The following is a 13898-nucleotide window of genomic DNA, read 5'->3' as shown; positions in this document are numbered from 1 at the left end:
GGCAGATGGCCGCGCGCCACGCGGGCGCCCTGTCGCGCGTGGAGCGGGCGACCGGCGTGCCCGACCACATCATCCTCGCGATCTGGGGCCGCGAGAGCGCCTATGGCCGCGCCGCGATCCCGCACGACGCCTTTCGCGTGCTGGGCACCAAGGGATTCATGGACCGCCGCGCCGATTACTTCACCACCGAGCTTCTGGCCGCGCTGCGCATCGCGCAGGCCGGGCATGTCGCGCCGCGGGCGATGAAATCGAGCTGGGCCGGCGCGCTGGGCCAGCCGCAGTTCATGCCGTCGAGCTTCCTCGCCCATGCCGCCGACGGCGACGGCGACGGGCGGGCCGACATCTGGCGCTCGGAGGCCGACACCATCGCCTCGATCGGCACCTACCTCGCGCGGCATGGCTGGGTCGCGGGGCGCGACTGGGGTTTCGAGGTGAAGGTGCCGGGCTCCGTGTCCTGCGCGTTCGAAGGCCCCGACCAAGGCCGCGCGATCCGCGATTGGGCCGCGATGGGGATCACCCGCGTCTCCGGCCGCCCCTTCCCAGCGCACGAGGCCCGCGCCGAAGGCTTCCTGCTGATGCCCGCCGGGCGGCATGGCCCGGCCTTCATCGTCACGCCGAACTTCTACGTGCTCAAGGACTACAACATGAGCGATCTCTACGCGCTCTTCGTCGGTCATGTCGGCGACAGGATCGCTTACGGCTCGGGCGATTTCGTCGGGCGCTGGGGGGCTGTCGGCGGGCTGATGCGCTCGGATGTGGCGGCGATGCAGCGCGCGCTGGAGGCGATGGGCCACGACGTCGGGGGGGCGGACGGGCTCGCGGGCTTCAAGACCCGCCGCTCCATCGGCCGCTGGCAGCAGGCCACGGGGCAGGCTCCGACCTGCTTTCCCGACAGCGCGATGAAGGCGGCGCTCCTCCGCTGATCCCCATGAAAAAGTCCGGTGCCCTGAGGCACCGGCCCGATGTCGGACAGGAAGGCGGCCTCAGCCGCCGATCTTGTCTTGCGTCCTGGTCTCGAAATCCTCGGCCGAATGCCGCTCGTGCAGCTGCAGCGCCGGATCGCCGAAGGAGCGGTTGACCATGCGGCCCCGCTGCACCGCCGGGCGCGCGTCGATCGCCTTGGCCCAGCGCATCACATGGGTGTAGCTCTCCACGTCGAGGAACTCGGCCGCGTCGTAGAGCCGGCCCAGAACGAGCTGCCCGTACCACGACCAGATCGCGATATCGGCGATCGAATATTCGCCCGCCATGTAGTCCTTCTCGGCCAGATGCCGGTCGAGCACGTCGAGCTGGCGCTTGGTCTCCATGGTGAAACGGTCGATCGGGTATTCGAACTTTTCGGGCGCATAGGCATAGAAATGCCCGAAGCCGCCGCCGAGATAGGGCGCGCTGCCCATCTGCCAGAACAGCCAGCTCAGCGCCTCGGTGCGCTGGCCGGGATCCTTGGGCAGGAAGGCCCCGAACTTTTCGGCCAGATGCAGCAGGATCGCGCCCGATTCGAACACGCGCTGCGGCGTGTCACCGCTGCGGTCGAGCAGCGCGGGGATCTTGGAGTTCGGGTTGATCTCCACGAAGCCCGAGCCGAACTGGTCGCCATCGCCGATATTGATGAGCCAGGCGTCGTATTCAGCGCCCTCGTGCCCGGCCTCCAGCAGCTCTTCGAACAGCACCGTGACCTTCACCCCGTTGGGCGTGGCCATCGAATAGAGCTGGAACGGATGCTCGCCCTCGGGCAGCGCCTTGTCATGCGTCGCCCCGGCGATGGGGCGGTTGGTCTTGGCGAACTGGCCACCGTTCTCGGTGTTCCATTTCCAGACCTTGGGCGGGGTGTAGTCGACGTTGTCCTTCATCTCGGCGGTCCTGTGCTTGTGACGTGTTGCCCCGTTAGATGTCCCCCGAAGGCGCAGCTGTCGAGGGACAGACCCTGCACATTCCGGTGCGCTTTCCCGCACGACTGCCCGATCTGCCCAAAATCCTGCGCATCGACGGTTCCATGAGCCTGCGTTCAGGTCGGTTTTCAGCCCAAAATCCTCTACCCCGGTGGCAATTCTCCGCTAGTTCCCCCATAAGCCGCGCGTTGAAACAGTCAGGAGAACGCTCCCACGTGACCGATAGAAACCTGCCTTCCCTCGGACTGGCCCTGCTGCCGGTCGTGCTGACACTGGGCCTTCTGGCCCTGCAGCTCTTCTATTTCGGCGACTTCACGCCGCATATCCCGCTGGTGATCGGCCTCGCAATCACCGGCCTTCTGGGCGTGCTGCGCGGCCAGAAATGGACCGACATCCGCGAAGGCGTGTTCCACGTCATCCACGTCTCGCTGCCCTCGCTTTCCGTGCTGATCGTGGTCGGCATGATCATCGGCGTCTGGATCGCCTCGGGCACCGTGCCGACGCTGATCTACTACGGGCTGACGCTGCTCAACCCCTCGATCTTCCTCGCCGCGGCGATGATCCTCTGCGCGGTCGTCTCGCTGTCGCTGGGCACCTCCTGGGGTACCGTCGGCACCATCGGCGTGGCCTTGATGGGCATCGGCGCGGGCTTCGGCATCCCGATGTACTGGACCGCGGGCGCGATCGTCTCGGGTGCCTTCTTCGGCGACAAGATCTCGCCGCTGTCGGACACCACCAACCTCGCCCCCGCCGTGACCGGCGTGAACATCTTCGACCACATCCAGAACATGCTGCCGACCACGGTGCCCGCGATGCTGATCGCTCTGGGCGTCTACATCGTGGCGGGCTACGGGCTGATCGAACCGGCAGACACCTCGCTGCAGGCGATCACCCAGATCACCGCCCGGCTGGAGCAGGATTTCGCCCTCGGGCTCATTCCGCTGACCCCGGCGCTGCTCGTGATCGGCCTGGCGCTGTTTCGCCAGCCGCCGCTGCCCTCGCTCTTCGCGGGCGTGCTGCTGGGTGGCGTGATCGCGATCTTCCAGCAGGGTGTCGGTCTGCATGACGTCTTCACCTTCGCGCAGTCGGGCTATTCGATCGACACCGGCATCGCCGATATCGACGCGCTGCTGAACAAGGGCGGCATCCAGTCGATGATGTGGACGATCTCGCTCATGCTGATCGCCTTGGGCTTCGGCGGCGCGCTGGAGCGCACCGGCTGTCTCGAATCGATCATCCTGTCGATCGTCAACAAGGTGAAGAGCTTTGCCGCGGTGCAGTCCTCGGCCATCTTCACCGCCTTCGCGACCAACGTGGTGGCGGGCGACCCCTACATCTCGATCGCCCTGCCGGGCCGGATGTATGCCCCGCTCTATCGCGGCATGGGCTACTCGACGCTCAACCTCAGCCGCGCCGTCGAGGAAGGCGGTACGCTGATGAGCCCGCTGATCCCGTGGAACGCCGGTGGCGCCTTCGTCATCACCGCGCTGGGCCTCGGCATCATGGACGGCAATCTCGAGAACCTGCTCTACATCCCGCTGGCCTTCGCCTGCTGGACCGCGCCGGTGATCGGCGTGTTCTACGCCGTCACCGGGCTGTTCTCGCCCGCGGCCTCGGACAAGGACCGCGCCAACTGGGCCAACGACAATGAGGACATCATGGATCTCACGGATCACGATCACCTCGGCGATCCCGGCCCTGCCAAGGAAGCCACGCCGATCTGATCGGTCAAGCCTTGCCACAAGCAACGCCCCGCCCCCACCGGCGGGGCGTTTCGCGTTCGGCGGGGTTGGTTGGCGCGGGCGCGTCACTATCTCGAAGGGGAAAGCCGAGCGGAAAGGACATCACATGGCCGGAGGTTGGGCGCGCGACGGCGCGGTGGAAGAACAGATCGAGGCCTCGATCAACGATGAGCTCAAGCGCATGCAGGCCCGGCGCGGCCCCGTGGGCGAAAGCGCCACCCATTGCGCGGAATGCGACGAGGAGATCCCCGAGAAACGCCGCGCCGCGATCCCGGGGGTGAAGCTCTGCATCGAGTGCCAGCAAGGGCGCGACGCCCGGCCGCAGATGCGCGGCGGCTTCAACCGGCGCGGCTCCAAGGACAGCCAGCTGCGCTGACGGCAAGCGTCGCGATTGCGTATTTGAAGAAAGATGAACCGGAAAGAGTGCCGCTTCAGGCGGCGCCGCCCACATCGTCAGGGGCGACCGCGCTGGCCTTGACGATCGCCCAGAGCCGCAGCCCCGGCTCCAGCCTGAGCGCGCGGGCCGAACGGCGGGTGACGCGGGCGAGCAGCCGGTCCGCGCCGCAGGCCAGCCCCACCGCCACGCCCTCGGGCCCTTCGTCGAGCGCCGTCACCTCGGCCGGCAGGATGTTGAGCGCACTGAGCCCTTCCGGCTTTTCGCGCGCGAGGATCACATCCTGCGCCGAGATGCGCAGCCGCAGATGCGTACCGATGCCGCCCAGCCGTCCGGGCAGGACGATCCGCCCGCCCGAGAGCGCAAGCTCGGTCAGCCCGTCGATCCGGTCGAGCCCCGCGATGCGCGCGCGCACCACGGCCCCCGCCTCCTGCGCGCCGATCATGCCCACCGCCGCCGGGTCGGACAGCACCTCGGCCACCGCGCCCACGCGCCCCACGCGCCCCGCCTCCATCACCACCACCGTGGTGGCAAGACGCGCGACCTCGGAAGCCGCGTGGCTGACATAGAGGATCGGCAGCCCCGCCTCGTCGCGCAGCCGCTCCAGCCAAGGCAGGATCTCGGCCTTGCGCGCGGCATCGAGCGCCGAAAGCGGCTCGTCCATCAGCAGAAGGCGCGGATGGCTCATCAGCGCCCGCCCGATCGCCACGCGCTGCTTTTCCCCGCCCGACAGCGCGGCGGGGCGGCGGTCGAGCAGCTCCGACAGGCCGAGCATCTCGATCACCCGGTCGCGCTCATGGCTGCCGCCATAGGCGAGATTCTTTGCCACGCTCATATGCGGAAACAGCCGCGCATCCTGAAACACGTAGCCGATCCGGCGGCGGTGCACGGGCACGTCGATGCGCCGCGTACGGTCAAAGAGCAGCGTCCCGTCGATCTCGATCCGCCCCGCCTCGGGGCGCATCAGCCCCGCCACAGCGTTGATCACGCTGGTCTTGCCCGAGCCCGATTTGCCGAACAGCGCGATCACGCCGGGTGGTGCTGCGAAATCGGCGTCGAGATCGAAGCCGCCAAGCCGCTTTTTCACATGCACTTCGATCATGCCGCCACCCGCCGCGCGATCCGGCGCGACAGCCATTCGGAGATCAGAAGCGCCCCCATGGCCAGCGCCACCGAAACCGCGACCAGCCGCAGCGCGGCCCCCTCGCCGCCCGGCATCTGCAGAAATGCGTAGATCGCCGTCGGCACGGTCCGGGTCTCGCCGGGGATGTTGGACACGAAGGTGATTGTCGCGCCGAATTCGCCCATCGCCTTGGCAAAGGCGAGGATCGCACCCGCCACCACCCCCGGCAATGCGAGCGGCAGCGTCACGGTTACGAAGACCCGCAGGCGCGAGGCCCCCAGCGTCGCCGCCGCCTGCTCCAGCGCGGGCGGCACCGCCTCGAACGCAAGCCGCATGGGGCGCACCATCAGCGGAAAGGCCATGATCGCCGCCGCCAGTGCAGCCCCGGTCCAGCGAAAGGCGAAGCTGACGCCCAAGGGTTCGAGCACTGAGCCGATTGGTCCCTGCCGAGAAAAGACGACAAGCAGCAGGTAGCCCGTCACAACGGGGGGCAGGATCAGCGGCAGATGCACCAGCCCGTTGAGCAGCTGGCGCCCCGGAAACCGGCCTTTGGCCAGCGCCAATGCGCATAAAAGCCCCAGCGGCAGGCTCACGGCGACGGCGGTGGCCGATACCTTGAGCGAGAGCCGCACCGCCTGCCACTCCTCGGGGCCGAGCCAGTCGGTCATTCGGAAGGCCCCGTTTGAGGAAGGTCGGGCGCAGGCAGGTCGGCTTCGGGCAAGATGAACCCCGCCCCCTCGAAGATCGCCCCCGCCTCGGGCCCCGAGAGGAAATCGAGGAACCCCGCAGCCTCCGGGTCCGCCCCGGCCACGAGCGCCGCCGGGTAGCGGATCGGCGGGTGGCTTTCGGCGGCAAAGCGGCCGACCACCTTCACTCGCGGCTCCTCGGCCGCGTCGGTGGCATAGACGATGCCGTAAGGCGCAGCGCCGCTCGCCACCAAGGCCAGCGCCGCGCGCACGTTCTCGGCCTGCGCGACGCGCGGCGCGATGCCGTCCCACAGCCCGAGGCCCTCCAGCGCCGCCCGGCCATATTGCCCGGCGGGCACCGCATCGACGAGCGCCATGGCCAGGCGCCCCGACCCCAGACGTGTCGCGAGATCGAGACCGGGACCGATCTCGGCCTCTGGCGCCTCCGCGTCGGCGGCGATCAGAACGAGGGCATTGCCAAGTATATCGCGGCGGCTCTCGGTCTCGATCAGCCCGGCCCGCGCCACCTCCTCCATCCAATCCTCGTTGGCGGAGATGAAGAGATCGGCCGGCGCGCCCGCCATGATCTGCCGCGCCAGCGCCGAGCTGCCCGCATAGGAGACGGTCACCGCCGCGCCACCCTGCGCCTCCCAAGCCTCGACCGCGCGATCGAGCGGGCCGCCGAGGCTCGCCGCCGCGAAGGTCAGGATCTCGGCCCGCGCCGCGCCCGAGGGGGCGAGCGCCAGCATCAGCGCCGCGAGCAAGGGTTTCACAAGCATCGTCCACCTCGTGTCTTGCCCGTGTCTGTCGCATCCCGCGGCCCCGCACCGCAAGAGCGTGCCTCAGACCCAGGCGGCCAGCCGTGCTTCGAGCGCCGCGACGCGCGCGCGCAAGATGTCGGGAATGGCCCCCGGACGGGGCGGATCGACGAGCGAGGTCAGCCAGGCCTCCGGCGGCACCTTCACCCGCTTCTGCCCATGCCACTCCAGCCCGCGCAGCACCGCCTGCGCGGGGCCCGGCAGCCGGTCGGGGATCTCGCGCCCCGAAAGCACGCCCCAGGCCGCCGTCCAAAGCCGCCCGACGCCCCATGGGTTGTAGCCGCCACCGCCCATCAACACGAAGCGCGGCGCCAGCGTCAGCAGCGCGCGCAGAACGCCCAGATGCGCATGGCCCGACATGGCCAGCCGCGATTGCGGATCCTCGAGCAGCGCATCGGCCCCGCATTGCAGCACGATGGCATCGGGGCGAAAGGCAGCGACGGCGGGAAGGATCACACGGTCGCGCGCCAGCGCCATCGCGTCGTCGCCCGCGCCCGAAGGGATCGGCAGGTTGAAGACCTGCCCCGCCCCTTCGTCCTCCACCGCCCCGCTGCGCGGCCAGCGGTTCTCCTCGTGGGTCGAGACGAGCAGCGTCTCGGGATCGCGCGCAAAGCCCGCCTCGACCCCGTCGCAATGATGCGCGTCGATATCGACATAGGCGACGCGCCGCGCGCCATGCGCCTTCAGCGACAGGATCGCGAAGACCGGATCGTTGAGATAGCAAAACCCGTTGGCCCGGTCGGGCAGGCCGTGATGCGTGCCGCCGCCCGGCAGATGCAGCCGCCCGCCATGGCGCAAAAGCTCGCCCGCGAGCAGCGCGCCCCCCACCCCGGTCGCCGGGCGGCGGTACATCTCGGCGAAGACCGGGTTGGCCGGCGTGCCGAGGTGATGCCGCGCGCGGATCTGCGGGCTGACCGCCTGCGTCTCCTCCGCGGCCAGCAGGGCGGAGACATACTTCGGCGTGTGAAAGGCATGCAGCGCGGCGGGCCGGGCGCGCGGGCTGCGGATATAGGCCTCCGCCGGCAACCAGCACAGCGCGCGGGCAAGGTCCATCACCGTGGAGACGCGCGGCACCCGCAAGGGGTGCCAGTCGCCGTAGCTCGACCCGCGGTAGATCTCCGACCCGATGAAGCGCGCGGTTTCGGTCATGCCTCTCCCTTCCCCCGCCGCCGCTTTCGCAAGCGCGGCCTCCTTGCCACCATGGCGCAGATAGCGCGCGCCCTGCTCTTGCCAGCCCGGGCGCGCTCATGCGATTTCGCTCTGAACGCGAACGACGAATGTGAACGACCTCGGGACCGCATGATCCAGCTTCCGCTCCGCATCGCCAAGAGGCACCAGCGTCTCGCGCGCACGCAGTTCGCGGCGCTGCCCTGGCGCATGGCCGATGATGGCTTCGAGGTCTGCCTCGTCACCAGCCGCGGGCGGGGCCGCTGGATCCTGCCCAAGGGCTGGCCGATGGATGGCGTCACGCCCGCCCAGGCCGCGGCCATCGAGGCGCGCGAGGAAGCGGGGCTGCTGGGCCGGCCCGAGGATCGCTGCCTCGGCGTGTGGTCCTACGCGAAATCCGGCGTGCCGCATTTCGCGATGGTCTTTCCGCTGCGGGTCGAGGAGGCGCTCGACGATTGGCCCGAACGCGCACAGAGGCGGCGCAAGTGGTTCTCGCCCGCCCGCGCGGCGGCCAAGCTCGACGCGCCGGAACTGAGCCGGATGCTGCTCGGCTTTCAGCCCCTGCCGCGGATGCCTGCGTCCGAGCCTGCGTCACAGCCCGCGGTCTCGTGAAGCGCGGGGGCTTTGCACCGGTCCGTCCGAGCGCCTATCTCGATACCATCCGCCACCGGGACCCGTGCCGATGATCCGCTACGACCTCACCTGCAAGAACGGCCATGCCTTCGACAGCTGGTTCGCCTCCGCCGGCGCCTATGACGCGCTGGAGCGCGCGGGGCAGCTGTCCTGCGCGGTCTGCGGGGCCGCGGAGGTGCGCAAGGCGCTGATGTCGCCCTCCGTGAGCGAAAACGTCAAGGCCCCCGCGCGCAGGCTCTCCGAGCCCGGCACCCCGCTGGAAAAGGCGATGGCCGAACTCAGGCGCAAGGTCGAGGCGACCTCGGACTATGTCGGCGACGCCTTCGCAAGGGAGGCGCGCGCCATGCACGAGGGCAAGGCGCCCGAGCGCGCGATCCACGGCGAGGCCCGCCCCGAGGAGGCGCGTCGCCTGATCGAGGAGGGCGTGCCGGTGACTCCCCTGCCCTTCGGGCCCAAACGCCGCGCCAACTGAACCGATCGCGGCGCCTTTGCCACAGATGCACGGTCGCGCATTGCCCTCGCGTCGCCCCGCCGCTATGGAGACGCCGAAATCTGCGCGGGGAGAGACATGTCGGTCCTGGTGATGAAATTCGGCGGCACCTCGGTCGCCACGCTCGACCGGATCCACCGGGCCGCGAAACGCGTGGCCGTCGAGGTGGCCAAGGGTCACGAGGTGATCGTGATCGTATCGGCCATGGCCGGCAAGACCAACGAGCTGGTCGGCTGGGTGAACGAGACGTCGCCCATGTACGACGCGCGCGAATACGACGCCGTCACCTCCTCGGGCGAGAACGTCACCGCCGGGCTGATGGCGCTGCGGCTGCAGGAGATGGACGTGCCCGCGCGCAGCTGGCAGGGCTGGCAGGTGCCGGTGCAGACCACCTCCGCCCATGGCGCGGCCCGCATACTCGACATCCCGCCCGAGAACATTCGCGCCAAGTTTGCCGAGGGCATGAAGGTCGCCGTGATCGCCGGGTTCCAGGGCGTCAGCCCCGAGGGCCGGATCACCACGCTGGGACGCGGTGGTTCGGACACCACGGCCGTGGCCTTCGCCGCGGCCTTCGAGGCCGAGCGCTGCGACATCTACACCGACGTGGACGGGATCTACACCACCGACCCGCGGATCTGCGAAAAGGCGCGCAAGCTCGACCGGATCGCCTTCGAGGAGATGCTGGAGCTGGCCTCGCTCGGGGCCAAGGTGCTGCAGACCCGCTCGGTCGAGCTGGCGATGCGTTACAAGGTGAAGCTGCGCGTGCTGTCGAGCTTCGAGGAACAGTCCGACGAGGCCGGAACGCTCGTCTGCGACGAGGAGGAAATCATGGAAAGCAACGTGGTCGCCGGTGTCGCCTATTCGCGCGACGAGGCCAAGATGACGCTCATCTCCGTGGCCGACCGGCCCGGCATCGCCTCGGCGATCTTCGGCGCGCTGGCCGATGCGGGGGTGAACGTGGACATGATCGTCCAGAACATCTCCGAGGAAGGTCGCACCGACATGACCTTCTCCTGCCCCAACGATCAGGTGATGCGGGCCGAAAAGGCGGTCGAGGCGGCGCGCGAGCGCGGCGACATCCGTTTCAACGATCTGGTGACCGACACGGGCGTGGCCAAGGTCTCGGTCGTGGGCATCGGCATGCGCAGCCACACCGGCGTCGCTGCCGACATGTTCAAGGCGCTGTCCGCCGAGGGCGTCAACATCAAGGTCATCACCACCTCCGAGATCAAGATTTCGGTGCTGATCGACCGGAAATACATGGAACTCGCCGTGCAGGCCCTCCATGATGCCTTCGGGCTGGACAAGGCCGCCTGACCGGGATCGCACCCCCCCGGGGCCCGGCGGTGAAAGGGCGGCGATGGCCGATCGATTGGTAGAAACGGAAAGCCGCAAGCTCCTGGGCCGGCTCTCGGCGGTCATGGCCGAGGGCGGCGCCGGGCAGGCCCGGCTCGACAGCATCGTCAGCCTCATCGCCAGCTCGATGAAGACCGAGGTCTGCTCGATCTACCTGTTTCGCGACGCCGAGACGCTGGAGCTTTGCGCGACCGAAGGCTTGATGCCCGAGGCCGTGCATCAGACGCGGATGCGGCTGGGCGAGGGGCTCGTCGGGCGCACCGCGCGCACGCGCCAGGTGGTCAACACCGCCGATGCGCCCTCCGAGGCCGGTTTCCGCTACATGCCCGAAACCGGCGAAGAGCGGTATTCGAGTTTCTGCGGCGTGCCGATCCAGCGGCTGGGCGAGCCTCTGGGCGTGCTGGTCGTGCAATCGCGCGACGCGCGGCAATTCACCCCTGACGAGATCTATGCCCTCGAAGTGGTGGCGATGGTGCTGGCCGAGATGACCGAGCTCGGCGCCTTCGTCGATACCGGCGCCGCGCTCTCGGCGCGCCACCAGCAGGCGGTGATGTTCCGCGGCGCCTCGGGCCAGGAGGGGGCCGCGGAGGGCCATGTCTGGCTGCATGAGCCGCGGGTCGTCGTCACCAACCCGATCGCCGACGACCCCGTGGCCGAGCGCGCCCGCCTGCGCGCCGCCGTGGACGAGCTGCGCGTCACCGTCGACGAGATGCTCTCAGGCGCGACCAGCGTCAATGCCGACCAGGTGCAGGTGCTCGAGACCTACCGCATGTTCGCCAATTCGCGCAGCTGGATGCGGCGCATGGAGGAGGACATCGAAAGCGGGCTCTCGGCCGAGGCCGCGGTCGAAAAGGAGCAGTCTCTGGCGCGCAGCCGGATGAACCGCTCGGGCGATCACTACATGCGCGAGCGGCTGTCGGATCTCGACGACCTGTCGAACCGGCTGCTGCGCATCCTCACCGGTCAGGGCCGCGATACCGGCGCCGACATGCCCGACGACCCGGTGCTCGTGGCACGCAACATCGGCCCCGGCGAGCTTCTGGAATACGGCAAGAAGCTCAAGGGCATCGTGCTCGAGGAGGGCTCGGTCGGCAGCCACGCCGCGATCGTGGCGCGGGCCTGGGCCATCCCGCTGGTGATCCATGCCAAGAACGTCACGCAAGAGGCGCTCAACGGCGACGTGATCCTCGTCGACGGCGATCAGGGCGTGGCGCATCTGCGGCCCGAGGAAACGGTCAAGACCGCCTTTCGCGACAAGATCGCGATGCAGGCGCGTGCGCTCGAACGCTATGCCTCGATCCGCGACCTCAAGGCCACGGCGCTGTGCGGCACCACCGTGTCGCTGCACATGAACGCCGGGCTGATGGCCGACCTGCCCTCGCTCAAGGGGTCGGGCGCCGAGGGCGTGGGGCTGTTTCGCACCGAGTTGCAGTTCCTCATCCGCAACAAGATGCCCAAGCGGGCCGAGTTGTCGAAGCTCTATGCGCGGGTGATGGATTCCGCCGACGGGCGGCGCGTCGCCTTTCGCACGCTCGACATCGGCTCGGACAAGGTGCTGAGCTACATGAAGCCCAATGACGAGCCGAACCCGGCCATGGGCTGGCGCGCGGTGCGGGTCGGGCTCGACAAGCCGGGCGTGCTCAGGATGCAGTTGCAGGCGCTGATCCGCGCCGCCAATGGCCGTCCGCTGGCGGTAATGTTTCCCTTCATCGCGCTGCCGGCCGAATTCCACGCCGCGCGGGCGGAGTTCGACAAGGCGATGGAGCGCGAGCGCATCCTCGGCCACCCGGTGCCCGAAACCGTCGAGGTCGGCGCGATGCTCGAAACCCCGAGCCTCGCCTATGCGCCGGACGCCTTCTTCGAGGCGGTCGACTTCCTGTCGGTCGGGGGCAATGACCTCAAGCAGTTCTTCTTCGCCGCCGACCGCGAGAACGAGCGCGTGCGCCGGCGCTACGACACGCTCGACGTGAGCTTTCTGGGCTTTCTCGATCACATCTTGGGTCGCGCGCGGCAGGCGGGCACGCCGATCTCGTTCTGCGGCGAGGATGCGGGCCGGCCGATGGAGGCGCTCTGCCTCGCCGCGCTGGGCTTTCGGATGCTGTCGATGCGCCCCGCCTCGGTCGGGCCGGTCAAGCACCTGATCCGGCATTGCAACCTCACGGCGCTGCGCGGCGTGATCGACGAGGCCCGCGGCGGCGGCGCCGCCTCGGTCCGCCCGAGCGTGACGAAATGGCTGACCTCGCAGGGCTGGCTGATGTGACGGCTTGAACCGCCTCTCTCATTTCCATATATCAAGAATATTGGAAATGAGGAGAGGGTTCATGTCCGACCTGCCGAATCTCGATCTCGACCGCCTGCCGCCGATCGACCCCGCGCTCTATGTCGCGCCGGGCGATCCGGGACACGCCCCGCGCATCCTGATCCTCCATGGCAGCTTGCGCGAGCGCTCCTTCTCGCGCTTCGTGGCGCAGGAAGCGGGGCGGCTGCTGACGCATCTGGGCGCCGAGGTGCGGCATTTCGATCCCGCCGGCCTGCCCCTGCCCGACGGCGCGCCTGCCGATCACCCCAAGGTGGCCGAGCTGCGCGAGCTGGCGAACTGGTCCGAGGGCATGGTGTGGTCGAGCCCCGAGCGGCACGGCGCGATGACCGGCATTCTCAAGGCGCAGATCGACTGGATCCCGTTGTCGCTGGGCGGCGTGCGCCCGACCCAGGGCAAGACGCTCGCCCTGACCCAGGTCTGCGGCGGCTCGCAGAGCTTCAACGCCCTGAACCAGATGCGGGTGCTGGGCCGCTGGATGCGGATGGTGACGATTCCCAACCAGTCCTCGGTCGCCAAGGCCTGGGACGAGTTCGACGAGGCGGGCCGGATGAAGCCCTCGCCCTATTACAACCGCATCGTCGACGTGATGGAGGAGCTGGTGAAGTTCACCCTGATGACACGCGGCCGGCCTGCGCTCACCGATCGCTACTCCGAACGCGTCGAAAGCCACGAGGCGCTGTCGAAGCGGGTCAACACGGGCCGGATCTAGCTGCGGCGCACCGGCATGCGGTGGCGGTCGAGCTCGGCATGGAACGCCTCCAGTACCCGGTCCTCGCCGTGCAGCCGCGCCAGCCGCCGCAGGCCGAAATGCACATACGCCACCTCGACGTAGTAGTCGATGAAGGCGTAGTTCGTGCCCGCCCCGGCGGCGGCCCCGAGGATCGGCACCGCCTGCCCGGCGAGCTTCTGGCCCAGCACGGTGGCAAAACGCGGCGCGATGCGCGAGATGAGCCGGTTCACCGCGACGCCCGACAGCCCCAGCCGCGCGCCGAGAAAGGCGGTGTCGATACCGTCATCCTCGCCCCCCGGCCCGCCCGCGCCAAAGACGCGCAGGCACTCCGCGCGGGTCTCCTCGCTGAGCGGATCCTCCCCATTGGCCTCGGCCACGCGCTGCACCGCGCGAAAGATCATGGTGGTGGCGACCGGCAGTTCGGCCATGGCCGTGGTCAGCCCGCCGATGCCACCCAACGCGCCCGAGAGCGTCGCCATCACCCGCGCCGCCCTGTCGCTGCCGAAGGCCGCCTCCAGCGCGCCTGCCCCGTTGCCGGGCGCCCGCGTCC

General features: G+C 69.1%; 14 protein-coding genes. 8 read left to right on the top strand and 6 right to left on the bottom strand.

What is annotated here, in order from left to right; all coding sequences use genetic code 11:
• A partial coding sequence (locus tag NHG85_RS07855) for a lytic murein transglycosylase (protein WP_253331338.1) occupies positions 1-923 on the top strand: 923 nt, incomplete at its 5' end.
• A 60-nt stretch (positions 924-983) separates the two neighbouring features.
• On the opposite strand, the gene yghU is transcribed toward NHG85_RS07855, so the two are convergent.
• Positions 984-1850 carry a glutathione-dependent disulfide-bond oxidoreductase gene (gene yghU / locus NHG85_RS07850; RefSeq protein ID WP_253331337.1) on the bottom strand — a complete coding sequence of 289 codons (867 nt, stop codon included), beginning with the start codon at positions 1848-1850 and terminating at the stop codon, positions 984-986.
• Positions 1851-2104: 254 nt separating this feature from the next.
• Between yghU and nhaC the strand changes: the two genes are divergently transcribed.
• Together nhaC and NHG85_RS07840 are read left to right on the top strand one after the other, a co-directional pair.
• Positions 2105-3613, top strand: coding sequence for a Na+/H+ antiporter NhaC (nhaC, locus tag NHG85_RS07845; RefSeq protein ID WP_253331336.1), 1509 nt, complete (start codon positions 2105-2107; stop codon positions 3611-3613).
• 124 nt (positions 3614-3737) lie between these two features.
• On the top strand, positions 3738-4007 hold the full coding sequence (locus NHG85_RS07840) for a DksA/TraR family C4-type zinc finger protein (RefSeq protein WP_253331334.1): 270 nt from the start codon (positions 3738-3740) through the stop codon (positions 4005-4007).
• Positions 4008-4062: 55 nt separating this feature from the next.
• On the opposite strand, the gene modC is transcribed toward NHG85_RS07840, so the two are convergent.
• The 4 genes from modC to NHG85_RS07820 form a co-directional block, all read right to left on the bottom strand.
• The gene (gene modC, locus NHG85_RS07835) at positions 4063-5127 is read right to left on the bottom strand and encodes a molybdenum ABC transporter ATP-binding protein (RefSeq protein WP_253331339.1); all 1065 of its coding nucleotides are present in this window, start codon (positions 5125-5127) and stop codon (positions 4063-4065) included.
• Positions 5124-5816 (bottom strand): molybdate ABC transporter permease subunit, encoded by a 693-nt coding sequence (gene modB, locus NHG85_RS07830; protein WP_253331332.1) that lies wholly within the window; start codon positions 5814-5816, stop codon positions 5124-5126. The genes modC and modB overlap by 4 nt, the downstream gene beginning before the upstream one ends.
• The gene (gene modA, locus NHG85_RS07825; RefSeq protein WP_253331330.1) at positions 5813-6613 is read right to left on the bottom strand and encodes a molybdate ABC transporter substrate-binding protein; all 801 of its coding nucleotides are present in this window, start codon (positions 6611-6613) and stop codon (positions 5813-5815) included. Before modA ends, modB begins: the two co-directional genes overlap by 4 nt.
• A gap of 63 nt (positions 6614-6676) precedes the next feature.
• The gene (locus NHG85_RS07820; protein ID WP_253331328.1) at positions 6677-7801 is read right to left on the bottom strand and encodes an arginase family protein; all 1125 of its coding nucleotides are present in this window, start codon (positions 7799-7801) and stop codon (positions 6677-6679) included.
• A gap of 150 nt (positions 7802-7951) precedes the next feature.
• Here NHG85_RS07820 and NHG85_RS07815 point away from each other — a divergent pair, with 150 nt between their 5' ends.
• From NHG85_RS07815 to arsH, 5 genes are all read left to right on the top strand, one after another.
• Positions 7952-8431: an NUDIX hydrolase gene (locus NHG85_RS07815; RefSeq protein WP_253331327.1), complete on the top strand. Its 480-nt coding sequence runs from the start codon at positions 7952-7954 to the stop codon at positions 8429-8431.
• A gap of 70 nt (positions 8432-8501) precedes the next feature.
• Positions 8502-8924, top strand: a complete 423-nt coding sequence (locus tag NHG85_RS07810) for a DUF1178 family protein (protein ID WP_253331325.1) — start codon at positions 8502-8504, stop codon at positions 8922-8924.
• Between the two features lie 96 nt (positions 8925-9020).
• Complete coding sequence (locus tag NHG85_RS07805; protein WP_253331323.1) at positions 9021-10259, top strand: aspartate kinase; 1239 nt, start codon at positions 9021-9023, stop codon at positions 10257-10259.
• Positions 10260-10302: 43 nt separating this feature from the next.
• Positions 10303-12558, top strand: coding sequence for a phosphoenolpyruvate--protein phosphotransferase (locus NHG85_RS07800; protein ID WP_253331321.1), 2256 nt, complete (start codon positions 10303-10305; stop codon positions 12556-12558).
• Between the two features lie 61 nt (positions 12559-12619).
• Positions 12620-13327, top strand: coding sequence for an arsenical resistance protein ArsH (gene arsH / locus NHG85_RS07795; protein ID WP_253331319.1), 708 nt, complete (start codon positions 12620-12622; stop codon positions 13325-13327).
• Here the strand turns inward: arsH and NHG85_RS07790 are convergent.
• On the bottom strand, positions 13324-13898 hold a 575-nt coding region (locus NHG85_RS07790), incomplete at its 5' end, for an EcsC family protein (RefSeq protein ID WP_253331317.1). The two genes, arsH and NHG85_RS07790, sit on opposite strands and share 4 nt — an antisense overlap.

The sequence above is a fragment of the Limimaricola litoreus genome, assembly GCF_024159025.1.
Taxonomy (GTDB): domain Bacteria; phylum Pseudomonadota; class Alphaproteobacteria; order Rhodobacterales; family Rhodobacteraceae; genus Limimaricola; species Limimaricola litoreus.
This window is presented reverse-complemented; position numbering and strand designations above follow the sequence as displayed.

Coding starts and splice junctions, on each gene's coding strand:
- yghU (WP_253331337.1), bottom strand. CDS start 1,850: ATGAAGGACAACGTCGACTACACCCCGCCCAAGGTCTGGAAATGGAAC.
- NHG85_RS07840 (WP_253331334.1), top strand. CDS start 3,738: ATGGCCGGAGGTTGGGCGCGCGACGGCGCGGTGGAAGAACAGATCGAG.
- modC (WP_253331339.1), bottom strand. CDS start 5,127: ATGATCGAAGTGCATGTGAAAAAGCGGCTTGGCGGCTTCGATCTCGAC.
- modB (WP_253331332.1), bottom strand. CDS start 5,816: ATGACCGACTGGCTCGGCCCCGAGGAGTGGCAGGCGGTGCGGCTCTCG.
- modA (WP_253331330.1), bottom strand. CDS start 6,613: ATGCTTGTGAAACCCTTGCTCGCGGCGCTGATGCTGGCGCTCGCCCCC.
- NHG85_RS07820 (WP_253331328.1), bottom strand. CDS start 7,801: ATGACCGAAACCGCGCGCTTCATCGGGTCGGAGATCTACCGCGGGTCG.
- NHG85_RS07815 (WP_253331327.1), top strand. CDS start 7,952: ATGATCCAGCTTCCGCTCCGCATCGCCAAGAGGCACCAGCGTCTCGCG.
- NHG85_RS07810 (WP_253331325.1), top strand. CDS start 8,502: ATGATCCGCTACGACCTCACCTGCAAGAACGGCCATGCCTTCGACAGC.
- NHG85_RS07805 (WP_253331323.1), top strand. CDS start 9,021: ATGTCGGTCCTGGTGATGAAATTCGGCGGCACCTCGGTCGCCACGCTC.
- NHG85_RS07800 (WP_253331321.1), top strand. CDS start 10,303: ATGGCCGATCGATTGGTAGAAACGGAAAGCCGCAAGCTCCTGGGCCGG.
- arsH (WP_253331319.1), top strand. CDS start 12,620: ATGTCCGACCTGCCGAATCTCGATCTCGACCGCCTGCCGCCGATCGAC.